General features: G+C 69.8%; 27 protein-coding genes. 22 read left to right on the forward strand and 5 right to left on the reverse strand.

Going from position 1 to position 21,304, the window contains the following annotated elements; genetic code table 11:
* From wecB to VGN45_RS12725, 3 genes are read left to right on the forward strand one after another with little or no spacing between them, the layout of a single operon-like run.
* Nucleotides 1-1,134 (forward strand): non-hydrolyzing UDP-N-acetylglucosamine 2-epimerase, encoded by a 1,134-nt coding sequence (wecB, locus tag VGN45_RS12715; protein WP_327463046.1) that lies wholly within the window; start codon nucleotides 1-3, stop codon nucleotides 1,132-1,134.
* On the forward strand, nucleotides 1,134-2,366 hold the full coding sequence (locus tag VGN45_RS12720; RefSeq protein WP_327463048.1) for a glycosyltransferase family 4 protein: 1,233 nt from the start codon (nucleotides 1,134-1,136) through the stop codon (nucleotides 2,364-2,366). Before wecB ends, VGN45_RS12720 begins: the two co-directional genes overlap by 1 nt.
* 51 nt (nucleotides 2,367-2,417) lie before the next feature.
* Nucleotides 2,418-3,692, forward strand: coding sequence for a cystathionine gamma-synthase family protein (locus tag VGN45_RS12725; RefSeq protein WP_327463050.1), 1,275 nt, complete (start codon nucleotides 2,418-2,420; stop codon nucleotides 3,690-3,692).
* A 19-nt stretch (nucleotides 3,693-3,711) separates the two neighbouring features.
* On the opposite strand, the gene VGN45_RS12730 is transcribed toward VGN45_RS12725, so the two are convergent.
* Entirely contained in the window at nucleotides 3,712-5,034 is a 1,323-nt protein-coding gene (locus VGN45_RS12730) for a UDP-glucose/GDP-mannose dehydrogenase family protein (protein WP_327463052.1), read from the reverse strand.
* Between the two features lie 121 nt (nucleotides 5,035-5,155).
* Here VGN45_RS12730 and VGN45_RS12735 point away from each other — a divergent pair, with 121 nt between their 5' ends.
* Complete coding sequence (locus VGN45_RS12735; RefSeq protein ID WP_327463054.1) at nucleotides 5,156-6,130, forward strand: mannose-1-phosphate guanylyltransferase; 975 nt, start codon at nucleotides 5,156-5,158, stop codon at nucleotides 6,128-6,130.
* On the opposite strand, the gene VGN45_RS12740 is transcribed toward VGN45_RS12735, so the two are convergent.
* Nucleotides 6,127-6,480, reverse strand: coding sequence for a hypothetical protein (locus VGN45_RS12740; RefSeq protein ID WP_327463056.1), 354 nt, complete (start codon nucleotides 6,478-6,480; stop codon nucleotides 6,127-6,129). The genes VGN45_RS12735 and VGN45_RS12740 overlap by 4 nt on opposite strands.
* 53 nt (nucleotides 6,481-6,533) lie before the next feature.
* Between VGN45_RS12740 and VGN45_RS12745 the strand changes: the two genes are divergently transcribed.
* The 15 genes from VGN45_RS12745 to VGN45_RS12815 all read left to right on the forward strand — a co-directional run bounded on the left by VGN45_RS12745 (nucleotide 6,534) and on the right by VGN45_RS12815 (nucleotide 15,571).
* Nucleotides 6,534-7,376: a metallophosphoesterase gene (locus VGN45_RS12745; RefSeq protein ID WP_327463058.1), complete on the forward strand. Its 843-nt coding sequence runs from the start codon at nucleotides 6,534-6,536 to the stop codon at nucleotides 7,374-7,376.
* A gap of 73 nt (nucleotides 7,377-7,449) precedes the next feature.
* Nucleotides 7,450-8,019 (forward strand): TetR/AcrR family transcriptional regulator, encoded by a 570-nt coding sequence (locus VGN45_RS12750; protein WP_327463152.1) that lies wholly within the window; start codon nucleotides 7,450-7,452, stop codon nucleotides 8,017-8,019.
* Nucleotides 8,020-8,094: 75 nt separating this feature from the next.
* Nucleotides 8,095-8,340 carry an aa3-type cytochrome c oxidase subunit IV gene (locus VGN45_RS12755; protein ID WP_327463060.1) on the forward strand — a complete coding sequence of 82 codons (246 nt, stop codon included), beginning with the start codon at nucleotides 8,095-8,097 and terminating at the stop codon, nucleotides 8,338-8,340.
* 17 nt (nucleotides 8,341-8,357) lie between these two features.
* Complete coding sequence (locus VGN45_RS12760; protein WP_327463062.1) at nucleotides 8,358-8,747, forward strand: ankyrin repeat domain-containing protein; 390 nt, start codon at nucleotides 8,358-8,360, stop codon at nucleotides 8,745-8,747.
* Nucleotides 8,748-8,941: 194 nt separating this feature from the next.
* Nucleotides 8,942-10,075 carry a Re/Si-specific NAD(P)(+) transhydrogenase subunit alpha gene (locus VGN45_RS12765; RefSeq protein WP_327463064.1) on the forward strand — a complete coding sequence of 378 codons (1,134 nt, stop codon included), beginning with the start codon at nucleotides 8,942-8,944 and terminating at the stop codon, nucleotides 10,073-10,075.
* Nucleotides 10,072-10,314 (forward strand): hypothetical protein, encoded by a 243-nt coding sequence (locus tag VGN45_RS12770; RefSeq protein ID WP_327463066.1) that lies wholly within the window; start codon nucleotides 10,072-10,074, stop codon nucleotides 10,312-10,314. The genes VGN45_RS12765 and VGN45_RS12770 overlap by 4 nt, the downstream gene beginning before the upstream one ends.
* A gap of 3 nt (nucleotides 10,315-10,317) precedes the next feature.
* Nucleotides 10,318-10,641 (forward strand): NAD(P) transhydrogenase subunit alpha, encoded by a 324-nt coding sequence (locus tag VGN45_RS12775; RefSeq protein ID WP_327463068.1) that lies wholly within the window; start codon nucleotides 10,318-10,320, stop codon nucleotides 10,639-10,641.
* Nucleotides 10,638-10,916 (forward strand): hypothetical protein, encoded by a 279-nt coding sequence (locus tag VGN45_RS12780; protein ID WP_327463070.1) that lies wholly within the window; start codon nucleotides 10,638-10,640, stop codon nucleotides 10,914-10,916. Before VGN45_RS12775 ends, VGN45_RS12780 begins: the two co-directional genes overlap by 4 nt.
* On the forward strand, nucleotides 10,913-11,215 hold the full coding sequence (locus VGN45_RS12785) for a nucleotidyltransferase family protein (RefSeq protein WP_327463072.1): 303 nt from the start codon (nucleotides 10,913-10,915) through the stop codon (nucleotides 11,213-11,215). Before VGN45_RS12780 ends, VGN45_RS12785 begins: the two co-directional genes overlap by 4 nt.
* Nucleotides 11,212-11,559, forward strand: coding sequence for a DUF86 domain-containing protein (locus VGN45_RS12790; protein ID WP_327463074.1), 348 nt, complete (start codon nucleotides 11,212-11,214; stop codon nucleotides 11,557-11,559). Before VGN45_RS12785 ends, VGN45_RS12790 begins: the two co-directional genes overlap by 4 nt.
* Nucleotides 11,556-11,942, forward strand: a complete 387-nt coding sequence (locus VGN45_RS12795; protein ID WP_327463076.1) for a hypothetical protein — start codon at nucleotides 11,556-11,558, stop codon at nucleotides 11,940-11,942. Before VGN45_RS12790 ends, VGN45_RS12795 begins: the two co-directional genes overlap by 4 nt.
* 18 nt (nucleotides 11,943-11,960) lie before the next feature.
* The gene (locus tag VGN45_RS12800) at nucleotides 11,961-13,376 is read left to right on the forward strand and encodes an NAD(P)(+) transhydrogenase (Re/Si-specific) subunit beta (protein WP_327463078.1); all 1,416 of its coding nucleotides are present in this window, start codon (nucleotides 11,961-11,963) and stop codon (nucleotides 13,374-13,376) included.
* 58 nt (nucleotides 13,377-13,434) lie between these two features.
* The gene (locus VGN45_RS12805) at nucleotides 13,435-14,262 is read left to right on the forward strand and encodes an alpha/beta hydrolase (protein WP_327463080.1); all 828 of its coding nucleotides are present in this window, start codon (nucleotides 13,435-13,437) and stop codon (nucleotides 14,260-14,262) included.
* Nucleotides 14,259-15,143 carry a hypothetical protein gene (locus VGN45_RS12810; RefSeq protein ID WP_327463082.1) on the forward strand — a complete coding sequence of 295 codons (885 nt, stop codon included), beginning with the start codon at nucleotides 14,259-14,261 and terminating at the stop codon, nucleotides 15,141-15,143. Before VGN45_RS12805 ends, VGN45_RS12810 begins: the two co-directional genes overlap by 4 nt.
* A 20-nt stretch (nucleotides 15,144-15,163) precedes the next feature.
* Complete coding sequence (locus VGN45_RS12815; protein WP_327463084.1) at nucleotides 15,164-15,571, forward strand: DUF1801 domain-containing protein; 408 nt, start codon at nucleotides 15,164-15,166, stop codon at nucleotides 15,569-15,571.
* Here the strand turns inward: VGN45_RS12815 and VGN45_RS12820 are convergent.
* Nucleotides 15,568-17,058, reverse strand: coding sequence for a tetratricopeptide repeat-containing sulfotransferase family protein (locus VGN45_RS12820; RefSeq protein WP_327463086.1), 1,491 nt, complete (start codon nucleotides 17,056-17,058; stop codon nucleotides 15,568-15,570). The two genes, VGN45_RS12815 and VGN45_RS12820, sit on opposite strands and share 4 nt — an antisense overlap.
* 71 nt (nucleotides 17,059-17,129) lie before the next feature.
* On the reverse strand, nucleotides 17,130-17,351 hold the full coding sequence (locus VGN45_RS12825; protein ID WP_327463088.1) for a hypothetical protein: 222 nt from the start codon (nucleotides 17,349-17,351) through the stop codon (nucleotides 17,130-17,132).
* 90 nt (nucleotides 17,352-17,441) lie between these two features.
* Between VGN45_RS12825 and VGN45_RS12830 the strand changes: the two genes are divergently transcribed.
* The 3 genes from VGN45_RS12830 to VGN45_RS12840 all read left to right on the forward strand — a co-directional run bounded on the left by VGN45_RS12830 (nucleotide 17,442) and on the right by VGN45_RS12840 (nucleotide 19,698).
* Nucleotides 17,442-18,425 (forward strand): WYL domain-containing protein, encoded by a 984-nt coding sequence (locus tag VGN45_RS12830; protein ID WP_327463090.1) that lies wholly within the window; start codon nucleotides 17,442-17,444, stop codon nucleotides 18,423-18,425.
* A 312-nt stretch (nucleotides 18,426-18,737) separates the two neighbouring features.
* Nucleotides 18,738-19,154 carry a hypothetical protein gene (locus tag VGN45_RS12835; RefSeq protein WP_327463094.1) on the forward strand — a complete coding sequence of 139 codons (417 nt, stop codon included), beginning with the start codon at nucleotides 18,738-18,740 and terminating at the stop codon, nucleotides 19,152-19,154.
* 64 nt (nucleotides 19,155-19,218) lie between these two features.
* A complete protein-coding gene (locus tag VGN45_RS12840; protein WP_327463098.1) occupies nucleotides 19,219-19,698 on the forward strand; it encodes a hypothetical protein in 480 nt (159 codons plus the stop codon).
* A 34-nt stretch (nucleotides 19,699-19,732) separates the two neighbouring features.
* On the opposite strand, the gene VGN45_RS12845 is transcribed toward VGN45_RS12840, so the two are convergent.
* Nucleotides 19,733-21,199 carry a helix-turn-helix domain-containing protein gene (locus VGN45_RS12845; protein ID WP_327463154.1) on the reverse strand — a complete coding sequence of 489 codons (1,467 nt, stop codon included), beginning with the start codon at nucleotides 21,197-21,199 and terminating at the stop codon, nucleotides 19,733-19,735.
* Between the last annotated feature and the right edge of the window lie 105 nt (nucleotides 21,200-21,304).

The raw sequence follows: 21,304 nt of genomic DNA on the forward strand, positions 1-21,304 counted from the left end.
ATGAAGAAGCTCAAGGTCATGACCGTGGTCGGCACCCGGCCCGAGATCATCCGCCTGTCGCGCGTCCTGGCGCGGCTGGACGAGACGACGGACCACATCCTGGTCCATACCGGCCAGAACTACGACTACGAACTGAACCAGGTCTTCTTCGACGACCTGGGCCTGCGCAAGCCCGACCATTTCCTGAACGCGGCCCAGGGCGGCGCGGCGCAGACCATCGGCGCCATCATCGGCGCCATGGACGGCGTGCTGGAAGCCGAGCGGCCGGACGCCCTTCTGGTTCTGGGTGACACCAACTCCTGCCTGTCGGTGATCCCGGCCAAGCGCCGCCGCGTGCCGATCTTCCACATGGAGGCCGGCAACCGCTGCTTCGACCAGCGCGTGCCGGAAGAGACCAACCGCCGCATCGTGGACCACGTCGCCGACGTGAACCTGACCTATTCCGACATCGCCCGCGAATACCTGCTGGCCGAGAACCTGCCGCCCGACCGGGTCATCAAGACCGGCAGCCCGATGTTCGAAGTGCTGACCCATTATGGCGACCGCATCGACGGCTCGGACGTGCTGGATCGGCTGGAGTTGAAGGAGCACGACTACTTCGTCGTCAGCGCCCACCGCGAAGAGAACATCGAGGACGACCGCGCCTTCCCGCGCCTGGTCGAGATTCTGAACCGCGTCGCCGAAACCTGGGACCGACCCGTCATCGTCTCGACCCACCCGCGCACGCAGAAGCGCATCGACGCCGCCGGCGCCACCTTCCACGGCCAAGTGCGCCTGCTCAAACCCCTGGGCTTCCACGACTACGTTCGCCTGCAGAAGTCGGCCCGCGCCGTCCTGTCGGACAGCGGCACCATCACCGAGGAAAGCTCGATCCTGAACTTCCCGGCCCTGAACATCCGCGAGGCGCACGAGCGGCCCGAGGGCATGGAGGAAGCGTCGGTGATGATGGTCGGCCTGAACCCCGACCGCGTGATGCAGGGACTGGCCCTGATCGCCGACCAGCCGCGCGGCGGCGACCGCGCCTTCCGCCCAGTGGCCGACTATTCGATGCCGAACGTATCGGACAAGGTCGTCCGCATCATCCATTCGTACACCGACTACGTTCAGCGCGTCGTCTGGCGCCGCTTCGACTGATGCGCCTTCTGGTCGTCAGCCAGTACTTCTGGCCCGAGGACTTCCGCGTCAACGACTTCGTCGTCGGCATGCGCGAGCGGGGCCATGAGGTCACCGTTCTGACCGGCCTGCCCAACTATCCCGACGGAGAGGTGTTTCCGGCGTTCCGGGCCGACCCGGACGCTTTCGCGCGCTTCGGCGACGTGGAGGTGCTGCGCGTCCCTCTGATCCCTCGGGGACGCGGCGCCGTTCGGCTGATGCTGAACTATCTGAGCTTCGCCCTGACGGGCACGCTGCTGGGGGCGTGGAAGCTGCGCGGCCGCCGGTTCGACGCCATCTTCGTCTTCCAGGGCTCGCCCGTCACCTCGGCGCTGCCGGCCCTGCTGTTCCGCCGGACGAAGCGGGCGCCCGTGCTGATGTGGATCCTCGACCTCTGGCCCGAGAGCCTGTCGGCGGTCGGCGCGGTCAGGTCTTCGCGCGTGCTGGGCGCCGTCGGCCGGATCGTGCGGTTCATCTACCGTCGCTGCGACCGAATTCTGGTCCAGTCGCGCGCCTTCTGGCCCAGCGTCGTCCGCGACGGCGGCGACGCCGAGCGCATCCGCTACTTCCCCAACTGGGTCGAGCCGGTTTTTCAGGCGGGTCTCGAAGACGTCGAGACGGCCCCGGAGACGCGGCCGTTCGCCGGGACCTTCAACGTCATGTTCGCCGGCAACGTCGGCGAGGCGCAGGACATGCCCGCCGTCCTCGACGCCGCCGAGGCGGTGCGTGACCTGGACGCCGTCCGCTGGCTGATCGTGGGCGAGGGGCGGGCCATGGACTTGTTGCGCGCCGAGATCGCGCGGCGGGATCTGGCCGATCGGGTTCACTTGCTCGGCCGTCATCCGGTCGACCGCATGCCGGCCTTCTTCGCCGGCGCCGACGCACTTCTGGTCAGCCTGCGGCCCGAGCCGATCTTCGCCCTGACCGTGCCCGGAAAAGTCCAGAGCTACATGGTCACGGGGCGCCCGGTGCTGGGCATGATCGACGGCGAGGGCGCGCGCGTCATCTCCGAATCGGGCGGCGGTCTGACCGCCCCCGCCGGCGACGGCGCCGCTCTGGGCGCGGCCGTCCGTCGCCTCGTCGGCATGTCGCCGCAGGAGCGGCGCGCCATGGGCGACCGCGGTCGGGCGTTCGCCCTTCGCGAGTTCGACCGGGACGCCCTGTTCGACCAGTTCGTGATCTGGGCCGAAGAGACGATCGCACGGCCCGCCTGATCCGGCGCCTGTTTTCTTGGAAAGCCGTTCGGCGGCGTGCCATAGCGGGGCATGTCCCCGATCAAAGATTCCGTCCAACTCGCCCCGGAAACCCTGATGATGGGGCACGGCTACGATCCCTCGCTGTCGGAGGGGTCGATCAAGCCGCCCATCTTCCAGACCTCGACCTTCGTCTTCCGCTCGGCCGAGGACGGCAAGCGCTTCTTCGAGGTCGCCTACGGCCTGAGGGAGCGGGGACCGGAGGAGGCTCTCGGCCTGATCTACTCCCGCATCAACAATCCGAACCTGGAGATCCTGGAGGACCGTCTGGCCGTGTGGGAACGGGCCGAGCGCGCCCTGGTCTTCTCCAGCGGCATGGCCGCCATCTCGACGACCGTCCTCGCTCTCAGCCGACCCGGCGACGTGGTCGTCTACACCGCTCCGGCCTATGGCGGGACCGAATACCTCTTCGACCGCATCCTCCCGCGCATGGGCGTGCGCACCGTGAGCGTGGCCGACTGCGACGGCGGAGCCGCCCTGGCCGCCGCCATCGCGACCGCCAGCTCGGAGGCCTCGCGTGCCGGAGGGCGCCTCGCCGCCGTCTACGTCGAGACGCCGGCCAACCCCACCAACCAGCTCATCGATCTGCAGGCCGCCGCCGCCGCGATCCGGGCGCTGGGCGTCGCCGAGCCGCCGCCCCTGGTCGTCGACAACACCTTCCTCGGGCCGCTCTGGCAGAAGCCGTTGCAGCACGGCGCCGACCTCGTGGTCTATTCCCTGACCAAATACGTAGGCGGCCACTCGGACCTGATCGCCGGCGCCTGTCTCGGGCGCGCCGACCTCATGGCGCGGGTCGCCGAGATGCGGACGATCTGCGGCACGATCACCGATCCGCACACGGCATGGCTGCTGACGCGCAGCCTGGAGACCCTGCACATCCGCATGGAGCGGTCGCAGGCCAACGCCGTGGAACTGGTGCGCCGCCTCAGGGGCCTCAAAGGGATCGCCGCCGTCCTCGACGCGGGAGGCGCGGAGAGCGCACCCGATCAGCAGGACATCTTCCGCCGTCAGTGCGCCGGGCCGGGATCGACCTTCTCGATCCGTCTGGCGGGGGGCGAGGCCGAGGCCTTCCGCTTTCTGAACGCTCTGCGCCTGTTCAAGCTTGCGGTCAGCCTGGGTGGTACGGAAAGCCTTGCGTCGCACCCGTCCAGCACGACTCACTCGGACTATTCGCCGGAGGCGAAGGCCAGGTGCGGGATCGGCGATGATCTGGTCCGTCTGTCCGTCGGCATCGAGAACGTCGACGATCTGTTCGCCGATCTGTCCCAGGCCCTCACCCATCTCTGAAAGCGTGGGCCTCCCGGGATCAGCGCCGCCCGATCGAAGAGTAGTCGAAACCTCGCGCCCGCATTTCGTCCGGTCGATAGACGTTCCTCAGGTCGACCATCACCGGCCGCGCCATGGTCCGCTTGACGCGGTCCAGGTCCAGCGCACGGAATTGGTCCCACTCCGTCACGATGACCGCCGCGTCGGCGCCCGCCAGCGCTTCGTAGGGGCCGTCGACGAAGGTCAGGTCGCGCAACAGCTTGCCGGCTTCCTTCATGCCCTCGGGGTCGAAGGCCTGAACCGTCGCGCCCGCCGCGGTCAGGGCTGGCGCCAGATCCAGCGCGGGCGAATCCCGCATGTCGTCGGTGTTCGGCTTGAAGGTCAGCCCCAACAGCCCGATGGTCTTGCCCGTCAGGTCGCCGCCGACGGCCGCGCGCACCCGCTCGACCATCGACTTCTTGCGCGCGTCGTTGACCGCGACCGTGGTCTCCACCAGGCGCACGGGCGCGCCGGCCTCCTTGGCCGTGTGCACCAGGGCCAGGGTGTCCTTGGGAAAGCAGCTGCCGCCATAGCCGGGCCCCGCGTGCAGGAATTTCGACCCGATCCGGTTGTCCAGACCGATGCCCCGCGCCACCTGCTGCACGTCCGCCCCGACCTTCTCGCACAGGTCCGCCATCTCGTTGATGAAGGTGATCTTCATCGCCAGGAAGGCGTTGGCCGCATACTTGATCAGCTCCGAAGTACGTCGTGCGACGAACAGCAAAGGGCTCTCGTTCAGGTTCAGCGGCCGGTACAGCTCGGCCATCACCGCCCGGGCCCGCGCGCCCCGATCGCTCTCAAGGTCGTCGATGCCGATGACCACGCGGTCGGGCCGCTTGAAGTCGCCGATGGCCGCGCCTTCACGCAGGAACTCCGGGTTCGACACCACCACGACGTCCGCTTGCGGGTTGACCCGCCGGATGATCGCCTCGACCTCGTCGCCGGTGCCGACCGGCACTGTCGACTTGGTCACCACGACGGTGAAGCCCTCGATCAGGCCCGCGATCTCCTCCGCGGCGGCATGGACGTAGGACAGGTCGGCATGGCCGTCGCCGCGGCGCGAGGGCGTGCCCACGGCGATGAACACCGCGTCGGCCTGGCGGATCGCCTCGGCGCCGTCGGTGGTGAAGAACAGGCGACCGTCGCGCACGTTCGCCTCGACCAGGCCTTCCAGCCCCGGCTCATAGATCGGCATCTCGCCGGCATGCAGCCGCTCGATCTTGGATGCGTCCTTGTCGATGCAGGTGACCACATGGCCGAAATCGGCGAAACAGGCCCCGGAAACCAGGCCGACGTATCCCGTCCCGATCATCGCCACGCGCATGCGCTCGCCCCCTTCAGGTTCGGGCGTCTCGTTAGCGGGCCGGAACGCGCAAGGCCAGCCTCCAGCGGACGGAGAGACCTCGCATGTGGATAAGCAGCGGACGGCGCACGGAGCGCGCGGCGTGACCATCGTCCCCATCGTCCTGTGCGGCGGCGGCGGGACGCGCCTGTGGCCCGCCTCCACGCCCGACCGCCCCAAGGGGCTGATGTCGATGGCGGGACGCAGCCTGCTGGCCGCCACTCTGGAACGCTGCCGGGGACTCGGCGACCGGGCCGTGGTCGTCGCCTCGGCCGAGCATGAAGCGCCCGTCCGCGCCCAGATCGACGCAGGTCCCGACGCCGTCGATCTGGTTCTTGAGACCGCCGCACGCGACACGGCCCCGGCGCTGCTGGCCGGGGCCCGCGTCGCTGCGGCGCGCGATCCGCGCACGGTCGTCGCCCTGGTCCCCTGCGACCACTACGTGTCCGACGACGCCGCCTTCCGCGACGCCCTGCGCCGCGCCGCCGACCTGGCTCAGGACGGGCGGCTGGTCCTGCTGGGCGTGATCCCGGCCGCGCCGTCGTCCGCCTACGGCCACATCCGTCCCGCCCGGCCCGGCCCCGCTCCGGTCGCGGCCTTCGTCGAAAAGCCCGACCTGCCGGCCGCCGAGCGCCTGACCGCCGAGGGCTGCTTGTGGAACGCCGGCATCCTGGTGGGCCGGGCCGACGTGCTTTGGGCCGAGGCCGAGCTCCACGCGCCGGAGGTGACGCGCGCCGTCGCGGCCTCGGTCGCCGATCCTGGGCTCACCGGGTCCGCCTATGCCGAGGCGCCGCGCATCTCCATGGACTATGCCGTGCTGGAGAAGACCGACCGCGCCTGGGTGCTGCCGGTCGACTTCGGCTGGTCGGACCTCGGCGCCTGGGACGCCGTGGCGGACCGCGTCCCGTCCGGCCCCGCACGTCTCGTCGACGCGGAGCGGGTCTGGGTCCAGGCGCCGGAGGGCGTGCAGGTCGCGGTCGTCGGCCTGTCGGACGTGGTGGTGGTCGTTCAGGACGGCGCCGTCCTCGTCTGCGCCCGCGACGCCGCGCAGAAGGTTCGGCGGGCGGCGACGGACTAGGGGCGACGGTGCAGCCAGGTCATCAGGGGCGCCAGTCGCGGAGACGCCCACCAGCCGATCGCGGCGCCCACGGCGTCCGCCATCAGGTCCATCAGGCTGCGGTCGCGGCCCACCCAGTCCTGCACGACCTCCACCCCGGCGCCGATCAGCACCGCCAGCAGCGCCGCCCCAAGCCGGTCGCGCCACACCGGTGCGATCTGCAACGACAGGGTGATCGCCAGAAATCCCAGCACGTGCCAGACCTTGTCGGCCCAAGCCGCCGGTCCCGGCGGATGCACCTGCGGCGTCAGCATCAGGACCAGCAGACCCAGGATCACGGAAAGGGCGGCGAGGCGGACGATGAGGCGCATCCCCTGCGACTAGCATTGAATCCCCCGTCGTGAATGTGCGACGAGGGGCCGAAATGTTCGGCAGTCTGTTCCGCAAATCGTCCGTGCCCCCGCCGTCTCCTGAACCCGCCCGCATCCGGCGCGCGGGGCCTGAGGGACAGGTCGTCTGGGCGATCGGCGACGTGCACGGCTGTCTCGACCTGCTGGACGGACTGCTGCGGGCCCTCGCCGCCGACGCTTCGGACGACGACCGGCCTCGTGTTCTGGTCATGCTGGGCGACTATGTGGACCGCGGTTCGGACTCGCGCGGCGTGATCGACCGCCTGGTCGAGGTGGCCGAGACGCCGGGCGTCCAGGCGCACTTCATCCGCGGCAATCACGAGGACAAGCTGCTGGAGTTCCTGGACGACCCCATGGCTGGGCCGACCTGGTGCGAGTACGGCGGCGACGCGGCCCTGCGGTCGTGGGGCCTGTCCCCGCCGGCCATCCGCCACCGCAAGGAGGGCTGGGCCAACCTGGCCGAGGACTTCCGTCACAAGGTCACGCCGCGCCAGCGGCGTTTCCTTGAGGCGCTCGTGCCCAGCGTCGCCCTGGGCGGCTATTTCTTCTGCCACGCGGGCGCCCTTCCTGGCGTGCCGCTGGACGAGCAGTCCGCGCGCGACCTGATGTGGATCCGCGGTCGCTTCCTGAACGACGACCGGCCCTTCGACCGGGTCGTGGTCCACGGGCACACGCCCACGGAGGATCCGCACGTCGATCACCGGCGGATCGGCGTCGACACCGGCGCCTATGCGACCGGCGTCCTGACCGCCCTGCGCCTCGACGGGTCGGAGGAGCGCTTCATCCAGGCCGTCCGCGCCCCCGAAGGCGACGTCGTCATCCGCGAATGGACCGTCCCGGCGAAGGCCACGGCATGACCGTCCGCTTGTTGGGCGGGGGCGTCTGGGTCATGGTGAAGACGGGCGGACGGAGACCCCGGCCTTGACCTTCGTGTGCGGCCCCCGAATGCGCAACTCGCTCGCCACCCGCGCCGCCTTGCTGGAGGCGGCCGTGCGTCGCTTCACCCGCGACGGCTACGACGACGTCGGCATGCGCGACGTGGCCGGCGACGTCGGCATCGACGCCGCCCTGGTGGTCCGCTACTTCGGTTCCAAGGAACAGCTGTTCGAGGCCGCGCTGGACGCCTGTTTCGACGGCGACGACCTGTGGGAGGGCGACCGCGCCACCTTCGGCGCCCGCATCGCCGAACAGCTGGTCGATCGGGGCCAGGATGCGGAAAAGCTTCACGGTCTGCTGATCATCCTGCGCTCGCTCGGTTCGGCCAAGGCCATGGACGTGATCCAGACCAGCTGCATGCGCGACTTCATCGCGCCCCTGACGGCATGGCTGGGCGGCGACGACGCCCCGGTGCGCGCGCGCCTTCTGGCCGGCTTCATCATGGGCATGTCGATCAGCCGCGAGATCACCTCGGCGGGGGCCCTGTCCGACGACCACTGTCGTGAGCTGCGCGACCGGCTGGGCCGGACCCTTCAGGCGCTGGTGGACGGCGCGCCGACTTGAGCCCACGCTTGAGCCTTGGGCGCGGCTCGCTATAAGGGCGCCCACACGATGGATTCCGCCCCAGGACACGACGACATGGCCGACCCGCACGCTTCCGGCGACACCTCTTACCAGCGCGGTTCGCAGGAGATCTCCGAGCAGGTCTCGACCTTCCACCTGGTCATGGGCCTGACCAAGTGGGGCTCGCTGGCGATCGCCGCGGTCCTTCTGCTCCTGACGATCTGGTTCATGCCGAACGGCAACCTCTTCGGCGGCCTGATCGCGGCCGGCGCCCTCGTCGCCATCGGCGTCTTCGCCCTGCGCGACAAGCCGGCCCACTGAACCTGCGCGGGGCGGACGTGACCCAGCCCGCCCTTCAGTCCGCCGTCCGGGACGACGACCTCGACCGTGTCCGCGCCCTCGCCGCCGATCCCGTCGCGCGGGAGACGCCCTGTCCGAACGGCTGGACGCCCCTGATCGTCGCCGCCTACGAGGGCCGGATCGAGGCCATGCGCGTGTTGCTGGACGCCGGGGCGAGTCCGGATGGGGCCAACGCCAAGGGCACCACGCCGCTGATGTTCGCCAAGGGTCACTTCCTGCGCACGGGCGACGCGGCCCCCATGCGGCTGCTCCTCGCCCGGGGCGCCGACCCCGAGGCGCGCGACGCGCGGAACCTGCGCCTGATCGACTATGTGCCCGAGGACCGGCGCGCCGAGGTCGCCGCCGTTCTGGACGCCCGGCTGCTTTGACGGCTCTCCGCAATCCGGCCAAGAGCCTGATCCGTTGAGGTGGAATCGCTTCGCGATCCCGCCGAGGCGGTGAATCAGGCTCTCGGTTCGAAGTGAGAGCATGATTCACGTTTCTGTCGGAACCGCGAAGCGGTTCCGTCAATAACGATCATGCTCTAACGTCCGTCTCCGAAGACCATTCGGGGAGGATTCGCTTGGCCGTCGCCCTTGCCGTGACCCGCGAACGCCGCGACGGCGAGACCCGCTGCGCCGTCACCCCCGACGCCGTGAAGAAGCTGACCGCGTTGGGCTGCGCCGTCACGGTCGAGGCCGGGGCGGGGCAGGGCTCCTCCATCCCCGACGCCGAGTTCGCCGCCGCCGGCGCGACCGTCGCCGCCGACACCCACGCCGCCTTGAACGGCGCCGACGTCCTGCTGAAGGTGCGCGGCCCGACGGCCCAGGAGATCAGCGCGCTCAAGCCCGGCGCGATCGTCGTCGCCCTGCTGGACGCCTACCGGGAAAAGGACACCGTCGCCGCCCTCGCCAAGGCCGGCGCGACCGCCTTCGCCATGGAGTTCGTGCCGCGCATCACCCGCGCCCAGGTCATGGACGCCCTGTCGTCCCAGGCGAACCTGGCCGGCTACCGCGCCGTGATCGAGGCGGCGCACAGCTATGGTCGCGGCTTCCCCATGATGATGACCGCCGCCGGCACCGTCGCCGCCGCCAAGGTCTTCGTCATGGGCGCGGGCGTGGCGGGCTTGCAGGCCATCGCCACCGCGCGCCGTCTGGGCGCCGTCGTCACCGCCACCGACGTCCGCCCCGCCGCCAAGGAGCAGGTCGAGTCGCTCGGCGCCAAGTTCGTCGCCGTCGAGGACGAGGAGTTCAAGGCCGCCGAGACCGCCGCCGGCTACGCCAAGCCCATGTCGGCGGAATATCAGGCGAAACAGGCCGAACTGACCGCCAGCCACATCGTCAAACAGGACGTGGTCATCACCACCGCCCTGATCCCAGGCCGCCCCGCGCCGCGTCTGGTCACCGCCGCCCACGTCGCCTCGATGAAGCCCGGCTCGGTCATCGTCGATCTGGCGGTCGAGAACGGCGGCAACGTCGAGGGCGCGAAGCTGGGCGAGACCGTCACCACCCCCAACGGCGTCCAGATCGTCGGCTGGGCCAACCTGCCGGGCCGCATCGCCTCGGACGCCAGCGCCCTGTACGCCCGCAACCTGACCGCCTTCCTCGGTCTGCTGGTCAAGGACGGCGCCCTGACCGTCGATCTGGAAGACGAAATCCTGAAAGCCGCCGTTGTCACGCATGGCGGGGTGGTGGTGCATGAAGGAGTACAAGGATGATCCGCGACATCGCGATGCTGGGGTGGAAAGTGGGCCTCCTGCTGATGGTCGTCGTCCCGCTGCTTTATCTAATCCAGTGGGCCGCACTTATCGGCGGCATCGACCAGTCCGGCTTTGGCGTGCAACTGCTGCTGTCGTTGGCTCAGTTCGTACCGACGATCATTACGACGGTTGGTCTGGGAGCCATCGTCTGCCTGCTGTCGCGGATTGAGCGTCACCTGAGACGCGAAGACGCCTAAGTCATGGAACACGTCGATCCCACCGTCTTCCGCCTGGCCATCTTCGTGCTGGCGATCTTCGTCGGCTACTACGTCGTCTGGTCGGTGACGCCGGCGCTGCACACGCCGCTGATGGCCGTGACCAACGCCATCTCCAGCGTCATCGTCGTCGGCGGCCTGATCGCCGCGGCGGCCATGAGCGGCGACGCGACGGGCCCCAACGCCTGGATCGCCAAGGGCGCCGGCGTCGCCGCCGTGACCCTGGCCAGCGTCAACATCTTCGGCGGCTTCATGGTCACCCGCCGCATGCTGGCCATGTACCGCAAGAAGGAACGGCCGAAGGCATGACGCTGGACCCCGTCCGCCTCGCCGTCGGCGCCGCCTGGCTGTCCGCCGTGGCGGGTCTGGGCCTGTGGGTCTGGATGGCGTGGCGGTGCGACTGCGCCATCACCAAGATGCGGCTGTACGACTGCGGCGTGGTGCTGGTCTTCTCGGCCGTGCTGACATGGCTGCTGGTCAAGTCCGAGCCGATGACCGCCTTCGACTGGGCCATGGTCTTCCTCGGCCCCCTGTTCATCGCCGCCGCCCTGTGGCGGCTGAACCGCACGCGGATGGGGCGATGATGGACGCGCCGGTGCTGGAGGAGGTGCTGGACGTCCTGCGCCGCAAGCGCGAGATCGTCCGCGCCCACAAGTTCGACATCGTCGGCGTCTTCGGCTCCGTCGCGCGGGGGGAGGCGGGGCCCGAGAGCGACGTGGACATCGTGATCAAGGCCATCGTGCCCGAGGTCAGTCTGTTCGACATGGGCTGGGTCTGGAGCGAGCTCAACGAAGCCTTGGGACGCGACATAAGCCTGGTTGAGCTGGACCCCCTGCCGCCCCGCTTTCGGGCCGCCGTCGAGCGCGATCTGGTGCCGCTGTGATCTCGGAACTCGACCGCGACCGGCTGGCGCACATGGTCGTCTACGGCAACCATGCCATCGACATTCTGGGCGATGCGGATGCCGCCACGCTCCAATGCGACATCAAAACCCAACTCGCCGTGCGCCACGCCGTGGAGATCGTCGGTGAGGCGGCCGCTAAAGTATCCGAGGCAGGTCGCGCCGCCCTGCCGCAGGTGCCGTGGAAGTCCATCGTCGGCATGCGCAACACCCTCATCCATGGCTACGCGAACGTCGATCTCGATCAGGTCGTGGTCGTCGTCCGCCGAGATCTTCCGCCGCTGATCGTTGCCATTGAACGTCTTCTGGAGGGCGACGCCGAATGAACGCCTCCGTCGCGGCCTTGGCCTTATCTGTAGTCCTGCCCATCCCCACCGTCGCGGCCGCCCAACAGAACGTCGGTCGTGAGCATCATGGCGGGCTCCAGTGGGCCGTGGCGGCGCCGCAGGGCGCCTCCTGGCGTCTGGACTGCCGGTTCCGGCCGGTCGTCATGGAGATGAGCAGTTACGACCGCGAACACTGGGCCAACGCCCTGACGCGGCAGGGGTCCGGTGCGGATCAGGGCCGCTTGCCGGGCGACAATGGTCGCTGCACCCTGACCAAGACCGGCGGCTCGGGGCCCGTCGGGCTGGCCCTGATCAAGGATGGGGTCCACCATTCCGACGGCACGAACGATCCGTCGCGGCCCGCCGCAATCGACGTCTTCTGAGGGGATGAAACCAACGCCATGAACGCCTCCGTCGCGGCCCTGGCCTATCTGGCCTCCGGCGTCCTGTTCATCCTCAGCCTGCGCGGCCTCTCCAGTCCGGAGACCAGCCGACGCGGCAACACCCTCGGCATGGTCGGCATGGCCATCGCCGCCTCGGTCGCCCTCGTCACCACCTGGGCCGCGGGCGCGCTGGATCCGCTGACGCTGGGCCTGATCGCCGGCGGGGTGATCGTCGGCGGCGGGGCGGGGGCCCTGATCGCCGCGCGGGTGCAGATGACCCAGATGCCCCAGCTGGTGGCGGCCTTCCACAGCCTCGTCGGCATGGCCGCCTGTCTGGTCGCCGTCGGCGCCGTCTATGCGCCGGACGCCTTCGGCATCGCCACGGCCGACGGCGGCATCAAGACCCTGTCTCTGATCGAGCTCAGCCTAGGCGTCGCCATCGGCGCCGTCACCTTCACCGGCTCGGTCATCGCCTTCGCCAAGCTGAACGGCAACATGAGCGGCGCGCCGATCCTCCTGCCCGCGCGCCACCTGATCAACGTCGGCCTGGCGCTGGCCATGGTCTTCCTGATCGGCGTCCTGATCGGCACGCAAGGGGCCGCCACCTGGGCCTTCTGGGGCGTGTTCCTGATCGCCCTGATCCTCGGCGCGACGCTGATCATCCCCATCGGCGGCGCCGACATGCCCGTCGTTGTGTCGATGCTGAACTCCTACTCCGGCTGGGCGGCGGCGGCGCTGGGCTTCACGCTGGAGAACATCGCCCTGATCATCACCGGGGCCCTGGTCGGGTCGTCCGGCGCGATCCTGTCCTACATCATGTGCAAGGGCATGAACCGCAGCTTCTTCAGCGTCATCCTGGGCGGCTTCGGCGGCGACGCGGCGGCGGCCGGCGGCGGCCACGTCGAGACCCGACCGGTCAAGCAGGGCTCGGCCGACGACGCCGCCTTCATCATGAAGAACGCCAGCAAGGTCATCATCGTCCCCGGCTACGGCATGGCCGTGGCCCAGGCCCAGCATGCGCTCCGCGAAATGGCCGACAAGCTGAAGGAGGAGGGGGTCGAGGTGAAATACGCCATCCACCCCGTCGCCGGCCGCATGCCCGGCCACATGAACGTGCTCCTGGCCGAGGCCAACGTCCCTTATGACGAGGTCTTCGAGCTGGAGGACATCAACGCCGAGTTCGCCTCGTGCGACGTCGCCTTCGTCATCGGCGCCAACGACGTCACCAACCCCGCCGCCAAGACCGACCCCACCAGCGCCATCTACGGCATGCCCATCCTCGACGTCGAAAAGGCCGGCACCGTCCTGTTCGTCAAACGCGGCATGGCGGCGGGCTATGCCGGCGTCGAGAACGAACTCTTCTTCCGCGACAACACCATGATGCTCTTCGCCGACGCCAAGAAGATGGTCGAGGGGATCGTGAAGGGGCTTTAGGGTCGTGGCTTCCCCATCCCATCGTCGCTGGCGTTCACTTTTCGGCGTCGCCGGTGCCGTGGCGGTCGCCTACTTGACCGTGATCGGCCTGCTCTACGTCAACCAGCGCAGCCTGCTCTACCACCCGGTCGCGGCGGGGGCCGGGCCGGATCGCGACGGCCCTCCGATCCAGATCGTCCGCTTCCGGACCACCGACGGCGAGACCCTCGTCGGCTGGTGGCTGCCGGCCCAGGACGGGCGCCCGACCATACTGTTTTTCAACGGCAACGCGGCCGGGCTGGCCATGCAGCGGGGCCGATGGACCCGTCTGTCGGACGCCGGCGTCGGTGTCCTCGCCGTCGCCTATCGCGGCTACGACGGTTCGACCGGTCGGCCGACCGAGGCGGGCCTGCATCAGGACGCCCGCGCGGCCTACGCTTGGATCACCGCCCGCGTGCCGCCTTCCGACCTCGTCATCCACGGCTTCTCTCTGGGCACCGGCGTTGCGACCCGCCTCGCGAGCGAACGCCCGGCGCGGGCGCTGGTGCTGGAGGCTCCATTCACATCCGCGTCTGACGTCGCGGCCCGGGCCTATCCGTGGGCGCCCGTCCACCTGCTGATGCAGGACCGGTTCCTCTCGCGGGACCGCATCGACCGGATCCGTATGCCCCTGCTCGTCCTGCACGGCGACCGCGATACGGCGGTCCCCTTCGCGCAGGGCCGCGCGCTCTACGATCTGGCCCGTCCCCCGAAACGGTTCGTCCGCATGATCGGCTCCGACCACAACACGCTCACGCGCGACGGCGGCTATGACCACATTTTTCGGTTCTTGGGCGTCCCCGTCGTCGGCTCAACGGCATTCGAGGGCAGTCCTGCCTCGTCGGCGGTTGATGAGTCATGGCGATGATGCGTCGACGGACGGCGCCTCCCGCCGCCCGTCGCGCCCGCCGGTCCCGCCTGCTGCAGGCCGGCGGCATGATCGTCGCCATTCTCGGCTTCGCCCACGGCGCCCTGCAGTGGTGGGGCGACGCCGCCTGGTTCCGGCTGGAGCTGCCTGAGGCGCCGCGGGTCTGGTGGGCGTTGCCGTCGAACCTGATCTTCTGGACCTTCGGCGCCTGCGCCCTGTGGGCCCTGGTCGCCGGCTTCGTCGCGGATCAGCAACGCAAGGGCGATCGTCGCCGGTGGTGGCTGGGCTTCCCCGCCCTGGCGGTGGTCGCCGCCGTCTCGCTGGCCTCCAGCTACCTCGCGTCGCGGCCCGGCCTGGCGCTGCTCCCGGATCGCGTCGTGGTGCGCGAGGGGGTGCTCGCCCCCCTGGAAACGCTTCCTGACGACCGGCTCGCCGCCCTCGCCGTCGACTGTCGCATGGTCCGTCGCCCCCGCAGTCTCCGCGCCGGCGATCTGATCGACCGCCCGACCTTCCACCTCGCGCTGAAGGACGGCCGCCGCATCCGTCTGGGCGGCGTGCGCGGCGGGGGCATGGGCGACCTGTCCCAGGCCGACTGGCTGACGGCCATGCGCCGGTTCGCGCCGCTGCCCCGCCGGATCGAAGGCCGATCCAGCGAATGCGTCGATCGCGTCGCCGCCCGCTTCCCGGAGGCGGATCGGGCCTTTGTCCGGTCCCTGTTCGGCCCGCCGCCGCCGCCGCGAGACGCCATCGTGTGCGCGCCCGGTCGGTCCGTCGCGGACGGCGGCTGTTTCCGCGTGCCCCTAAGGCCCGGCCCGCCGGCCCCGCGCCCCATCGACCCAGACGCGGGCGTGGCGGCCCCGCCCGGAACGGCGTTAGACTGAGCCTCCGACAGGAGGCGACCATGCCCACAGAACCCAAGACGCGCCCCACCGACGTCCCCCCGCGCGACTTCATCGCCGGCGTCGCTCACGCCGGCCGTCGCGCCGACGCAGAGACCGCGTTGGAACTGCACGAGACGCTGTCGGGCGAACCCGCCGTCATGTGGGGCCCCTCCATCGTCGGCTTCGGCAGCTACAAGGGCCCGACCGGCGACTGGCCCATCGCCGGCTTCTCGCCGCGCAAGGCCGAGATGGTGGTCTATCTGATGCCCGACTTTCCGGAGAAGGCCGGTCTGCTGGCCCGCCTGGGTCCGCACCGCCTGGGCGTCTCGTGCCTCTACATCAAGAAGTTCGCGGACGTGGACATGGCCGTGCTGGGCGAACTGATCGACCTGTCGGTCAAGACCATGCGGGCCAGATATCCCGCCTAGCGCCCCTCATACGCGTCGAAGAACGGCTTCAGCCGGTCCTCATAGCGTTTCCACGCCGTCGCCGACTTGGAATACAGCGGCTTCCTCACCTGGGCGAAGCTGGCGGTGGTCACGGCGCGGTCGGTCTTGTGGAAGTCCCGCACCTGGTCCTCCCAGGGCAGGCCGACGTGATCCAGGATGCGGCGCATCCAGACGTCCGGATCGGCCACCAGCTCCTCATACGGCACGGTCAGCAGCGTGCCCTCCGGCAGCACCTTCGACCAGTGCGCCCACAGCCGGTCCTCGCCCCGGAAGTGCCGGCCGATGTGCTCCAGCGACCGGGCCCAGTCCACGCCCTTGGCGAACCGCGTGCGGAAGCACGACCAGGCGATCCCCGCGGGATGCCGCCTCAGCCAGATGAACTTCGCGTTCGGCAGGCACTGGTGGATCAGGCCCAGGATGCGCGTGTGGTTCAGCGTCTTGTCGACGACCCGCCCCTCCTTGCCGAACCGCTCGTCCAGAAGGTGCAGATACGACCGGCCGATGCGCCCCGGCACGGCGGCGCCGCCCGGCCCGTCGAAGGCCTCGCGCACCGCGCGCGGGTCGTGTGTGCGCAGCTTCATCGCCGCGTGCCGGAACATCTGCACCTCGGCCCCGTCGTGCACCTGCGAATGGCTGACCAAGATCTGCTCCACCAGCGTGGTCCCCGACCGCGGCAGGCCCAGCACGAAGATCGGCCGGTCGCTGTCGCAGTCCGACCTGGGCAGGCTCTCCATGAAGGCCGGGTCCCAGCCTGAGACCACCTCGTCGACGAACCGGTCGGCCTCGTCGGGGCGATAGGTGCTGTCCGGCATCTGCAGGCGCCCGGCCTCGGCGAAGGCGTCGAAGGCGCGCTCCGCGTCGCCCGCGTCGTCATAGGCCTTGCCCAGCGCGAACAGCAGCACGACCCGGCTCATCCGCCGGTCCGGCGCGTGGCCGATCCGCTCCAGCAGGGCCTCCATCGCCGGAACGTCCGGGTCGTCCGGCGTGAAGGTCTTGATGCCCGCCAGCACCGACCAGGCGTTCTCCGCCCCCATGGCCACCGTCGGCAGGGTCAGGATGCGCCGCAGGATCGCCGTCGCTTCCTCCTCCTCGCCGAACTGCACGTGGATGGTCGCCAGGAAGTGCAGGGCCGACGGGTCGTTCGGCCGGTCGCGCACCAGGGCCAGCGCCTCGCGCTGCGCCTCTTCAGTCCGCCCGTTCTGGCTCAGCATGTTGGCATGGGCCTGCCGGTGTTCGGCCGTGGGCGCCGCGGCGACGGCGCGCCGCGCGGCGGCCAGGGCGATGTTCACCTCGCCGATCGTGTCGGCCATGCGCGACACCGACATCCACTTGGGCCCCAGCGGCGGGTCCGCCTGGATCGCCCGCCCCAGCAGGGCCGCGCAGGCGTCCCTCTCCCGGGCCTTGAAGGCCTCCACCGCGGCGTTCACGGCCTGGGCGCCGTCGAGGGTCTGGATCGCGTCCGTCATCTGCCCCGGCTAGCGGGCGGGCGCGCGAGGGGCAAGGTCGGAATCCCTCTCCCGCCGGGAGAGGGACGGCATCACGCCGCCATCCGCAGGGGCTCGTCGTCCAGCGCGGCGCGGCCCTCGTCCCACAGCGCGTCCTCCTCGGTCCAGCGCGCGGCGGCGCGGCGGTCGATCACGTCCACCACCTGTTCCTCCAGCCGGTCCCAGATCACGGCCAGATCTTTCGACCGCCCCTCGCAGGGCACGATCAGATAGCGGTTCGCGGCGACGGCGGCGTGGGGCTGAAAAGCGGTCATCTGCGGGGTCTCCTGCACGGGGCGACTTGTCGATGTGACCCTTATGGTGCAGCGTTACGACAGAAACGGTCGTAGAGATCGAGGGCGTCCATGCGGCATGAAAAGGCGGGTCTGGTCATCGAGCTGGCGCGGCGCATGGCGGCCTCGGCCGAGGGCCTGACGCTGGACGAGATGGCGCAGGAGATGGGCGTCCACCGCCGCACCGTCGAGCGCATGCGCGACGCCGTCCTGTCCCTTTATCCCCTCGCCGAAGAGGTGTCCGACCCGCCGACCAAGCGCTGGCGCATCCGCGGCGGCCTGTCCGGCTTCGAACAGGCCCCGGCCACGCCCGAGCTGGTCGAGCTGTCCCGCGCCGCGCAAGGCCTGCGCGCGACCGGAGAGCCCGCCCGCGCCGCGGCCCTCGAAAGTCTGGAGCGCAAGATCAAAGCCGCCATGCGCGCCTCGGTCCTGACCCGCATCGCTCCGGATCAGGAGGCGCTGATGCGCGCCCAGACCCTGGCCGTCCAGGCCGGCCCTCGCCCCTCATCCGATGAGCTGGTGCTGGCCGAAATCCATCAGGCGATCCTGGCCCAGCGCCCCCTGGGCTTCACCTACAGCCGCCCGGGGGCGGAGGCGCGCCGCCGCACCGTCGCTCCCTGCGGCCTCATGTTCGGCCGCGCCAACTACCTGGTCGCCGCCGACCTGACGACGCACAAGATCCAGACCTTCCGTCTCGACCGCATGGCCGCCGTCCGCGCGGAGGAGGGGACCGCCCCGCCCCCCGCCGACTTCGACCTCGGCGCCTTCGCCGCCCGCAGCTTCGGCATCTACCAGGACGCGGTCGAGGACGTCGTGCTCAAGGTCGCCCCCGGCGAAAAGGCCGAGGAAGCCCGCGCCTGGCGCTGGCACCCCACCCAGACGCTGGAGGACACGCCCGACGGCGGCGTCGTCGTCCGCTTCACCGCGTCGGGCATGCGCGAACTCGCCTGGCACCTCTTCACCTGGTCGGGCTCGGTGACGATCCTGGCTCCCGAGCGCCTGAAGCAGGTGATGGCGGAAGAGCTGGCGGCGGCGCAGGCGGCATTGGAGAGATGATCTCTTGAGCGAACAGTTGTTTCATCGCCGAGGTTCATCCTCCCAGACGTCGGAAGATTGCTCGGCTCAAGTCAGGTCGAACGAACTGTGGGGGAAAGGGGCTCGCCCGAGCGGTCTGCCCGCTGCAAAGGCGTACCGTGGGCCATTGCCTGATGGCGTCGTTGGAATCGAATTCACGTCTCCGGTTCCACCTGAACCGAATGGTCATCCATTCGCAGCTATGTGGTATGATCGAACCCCGGGCACAGCGGTTCGCGATGTGAACGGCGTGGATTATGTGATTATTCCGATAGTGATCACCCGGAACACACAATGCTGAAGCCGTTGCCCGTCAATCAGATCGAAGAGCGGAATATGGAGTCGGTGGCCGTGCTGAAGGCTCCGCTCGCCCGTTTCAGTCAAAAGGCCGGATGGGCGTTCCATGCCGGGGGCGATGACTTTGACGATTTCGACGGGGCGGCATTCGACCTCGCCGGCGTAGGCTCCGTCGGCTTGGTAAACTATAAAGGCCAGCCGGTGGGGACGTCCTCGGTGCTGGTCCCGCAAAACCTGTCGGGGGAAAAAAAGCGAAAGTTGATCGAAGCTATTCTGGCTGCCGGTGCGCTGGACCGCACGGCCGTGGAGTGGACGGTGCCGACTGTTCAGCTTGGATCTCGACGAGCCGGAACCATTGGTCGTGTCGCCAAGTCGTTGGTGGCGGGAGCGAAATCGCGTCGAGCGGCGAGCTGATGGCCGAACTGCACGAGCGCTGACTACGTCCGTTTCTGACGCACCGCCCCTTCATCCTGTCGGCATGACCCACCATGACGACGATCTCCCCACCTACATCACCGGCAACGACATCTGGGACGTCGCGCGCCAGATGTTCGAGGCCGGTTATTCTGCGCGGATCATCTGCGAGGACCTGGAACTGGCCACCGCCACCTTCTGGCGCCGCGCGCGAGAGGAGGGTTGGCTGCGCCGCGATCAGCGCCGGGCGGCCCCGCCCCCGCCGCCGCTCGACATGGACGCTCCGGTCCAGGACCCGGCCGACGCCGCCGATATCGCCTGGCGGCGCATGACCCAGGCCTTGGAGGCCGGCCACGTGCTGGAAGCCATGCGCTGGCGCCGTCTGCACGCGGGCTTGGCGGTGGGAGAGGCCCACGCCGCCTCCCGCGCCCAGAAGGCCGCGCGCGAGCAGATCGACGGCCTGTCCGCCACCGCCCGCCTGATCGAGGCCCAGGCCAAGGCCGCGCTCAAGCTGCGCGACGTCGAGCGGTGCGAGGGGCCGTGATGGAAATGATGGAAATTTTTTTCTGACTCCATCATCACGCCTTGAACGGATACGGGCTCACCGACTTGGCCCAGTCGTCCACCGCCAGCGGCCGATCGATGGGCGGGGCGGCGCGTTCGGCGCAGGGGTGGCGGGGGCACAGGCGGCAGGCCGGGCCGATCGGAGTCACCGGCGGGTCGTTGAGGTCCAGCCCGCGCGCCAGGGCCAGCCGCCGCGCCTCCTTCAGCTCGCACCCCAGTCCGATCGCCAGGTCGTGCCGCTCCCCATGTCCGTCATGCCCCTGACGATCCACCGTCCGCGCCAGGGTGAACCAGCGCTGGCCGTCCGGCGTCTCGATGATCTGCGTCACCGTCTTTCCCGGTGTGCGAAACGCGCTGTGCAGCCGCCATCGCGGGCACGCCCCGCCGAACCGGGCGAAGGGAAAGGCGCCGGACGCGTACCGCTTGGACACATTCCCCGCCTGGTCGACCCGGATCAGGAAGAAGGGCACGCCCCGCGCCGTGGGCCGGCTCAGCGTCGTCAGCCGGTGCGCCACCTGCTCGTACGACACCGAGAACCGGTTCTGCAGCCGCCCGATGTCGTATCCGCTCGCCTCCGCCAGCCGCTGAAAGGCGGCGTAGGGCATCAGGATGGCCGCGGCCAGGGTGTTGGTCAGGCTGACCTTCAGCAGGGCCCGCGTCGCCTCGTCCGGCGGCCGCGCCGCCTCGGTCATCGCCTCCAGCTCCGCCCCGTGCTCCACCAGCGCCAGCTGATAGGCGATGGCGAAGGCCCGGGACGAGGCGTCCAGCGTCTCCGACAGCAGCAGCCGCCGCCGGTGCGGATCGAACCGCCGCGTCCACTCCACCATCACCTCGGCGGGCATGACCCGGACCGTCAGATTGTGCCGCTGCGCCAGCCGCACCCGCGCCAGCGCCTCGCACCCCTCGCCGGTCATGTTGGGGTCCAGCGCCGCGTGCAGGGTCTCTCCCAGTCCGTCCAGCTCGGGGAAGTAGTTGCCGCGCTCTTGGATCCAGTCGCGCACCCAGTCCGAGGGATTGGGTGCATCCGGCGCCTCCGCCCCCTCGACCAGCGCCGCCCGCGCGCGGTCCCGCTGGGCCGCGTGCGCCCGGTACAGCCGAACCAGCGCTTCCGCCGCCGCCGGGGCCTCTTCCGACAGGGTCAGCAGCTCGTGCCGCGGCGTTTCCAGCCCCTCGAACAGGGGATCGGCCAGGATCTCGGCCAGCTCCGTCGGCCCCGCCGGTCCGGCCTGGCTCAGCGCCCTCAGATCGACGTCATAGGCTTCGGCCAGCCGCAGCAGCAGCTGCGCCGTCACCGGCCGCTGGTTGCGCTCGATGTGGTTCAGATAGCTGGGCGAGACGCCCAGGTCGCCCGCCATGGCCGTCTGCGTCAGCCCGCGCTCGCGCCTCAGCCGCCGGACCCGCGCCCCCAGGAACAGCTTGCGATCGGCGGCCAGAGAAGCGCCATAAGGAGCGCGGACCTCCAGGTCCGCGTCTTTTGGGATCGCCACCGCACACCTCCCCGACGTCGCGGACCTGGAGGTCCGCGCTCCTTAGAGTGTCATAAAGTGACAAGGGCAGCTAGTCATAATGCGACTAAGCGACACTAA

Origin of the sequence: Brevundimonas sp. (genome assembly GCF_035999125.1) — a bacterium.
GTDB lineage: Bacteria > Pseudomonadota > Alphaproteobacteria > Caulobacterales > Caulobacteraceae > Brevundimonas.

Bases quoted from the DNA above. Each gene is read 5' to 3' on its own strand.
- wecB (WP_327463046.1), top strand. From the start codon at position 1: ATGAAGAAGCTCAAGGTCATGACCGTGGTCGGCACCCGGCCCGAGATC.
- VGN45_RS12720 (WP_327463048.1), top strand. From the start codon at position 1,134: ATGCGCCTTCTGGTCGTCAGCCAGTACTTCTGGCCCGAGGACTTCCGC.
- VGN45_RS12725 (WP_327463050.1), top strand. From the start codon at position 2,418: ATGTCCCCGATCAAAGATTCCGTCCAACTCGCCCCGGAAACCCTGATG.
- VGN45_RS12730 (WP_327463052.1), bottom strand. From the start codon at position 5,034: ATGCGCGTGGCGATGATCGGGACGGGATACGTCGGCCTGGTTTCCGGG.
- VGN45_RS12740 (WP_327463056.1), bottom strand. From the start codon at position 6,480: ATGCGCCTCATCGTCCGCCTCGCCGCCCTTTCCGTGATCCTGGGTCTG.
- VGN45_RS12745 (WP_327463058.1), top strand. From the start codon at position 6,534: ATGTTCGGCAGTCTGTTCCGCAAATCGTCCGTGCCCCCGCCGTCTCCT.
- VGN45_RS12755 (WP_327463060.1), top strand. From the start codon at position 8,095: ATGGCCGACCCGCACGCTTCCGGCGACACCTCTTACCAGCGCGGTTCG.
- VGN45_RS12770 (WP_327463066.1), top strand. From the start codon at position 10,072: ATGATCCGCGACATCGCGATGCTGGGGTGGAAAGTGGGCCTCCTGCTG.
- VGN45_RS12775 (WP_327463068.1), top strand. From the start codon at position 10,318: ATGGAACACGTCGATCCCACCGTCTTCCGCCTGGCCATCTTCGTGCTG.
- VGN45_RS12780 (WP_327463070.1), top strand. From the start codon at position 10,638: ATGACGCTGGACCCCGTCCGCCTCGCCGTCGGCGCCGCCTGGCTGTCC.
- VGN45_RS12785 (WP_327463072.1), top strand. From the start codon at position 10,913: ATGATGGACGCGCCGGTGCTGGAGGAGGTGCTGGACGTCCTGCGCCGC.
- VGN45_RS12795 (WP_327463076.1), top strand. From the start codon at position 11,556: ATGAACGCCTCCGTCGCGGCCTTGGCCTTATCTGTAGTCCTGCCCATC.
- VGN45_RS12800 (WP_327463078.1), top strand. From the start codon at position 11,961: ATGAACGCCTCCGTCGCGGCCCTGGCCTATCTGGCCTCCGGCGTCCTG.
- VGN45_RS12810 (WP_327463082.1), top strand. From the start codon at position 14,259: ATGATGCGTCGACGGACGGCGCCTCCCGCCGCCCGTCGCGCCCGCCGG.
- VGN45_RS12815 (WP_327463084.1), top strand. From the start codon at position 15,164: ATGCCCACAGAACCCAAGACGCGCCCCACCGACGTCCCCCCGCGCGAC.
- VGN45_RS12820 (WP_327463086.1), bottom strand. From the start codon at position 17,058: ATGACGGACGCGATCCAGACCCTCGACGGCGCCCAGGCCGTGAACGCC.
- VGN45_RS12825 (WP_327463088.1), bottom strand. From the start codon at position 17,351: ATGACCGCTTTTCAGCCCCACGCCGCCGTCGCCGCGAACCGCTATCTG.
- VGN45_RS12830 (WP_327463090.1), top strand. From the start codon at position 17,442: ATGCGGCATGAAAAGGCGGGTCTGGTCATCGAGCTGGCGCGGCGCATG.
- VGN45_RS12835 (WP_327463094.1), top strand. From the start codon at position 18,738: ATGCTGAAGCCGTTGCCCGTCAATCAGATCGAAGAGCGGAATATGGAG.
- VGN45_RS12840 (WP_327463098.1), top strand. From the start codon at position 19,219: ATGACCCACCATGACGACGATCTCCCCACCTACATCACCGGCAACGAC.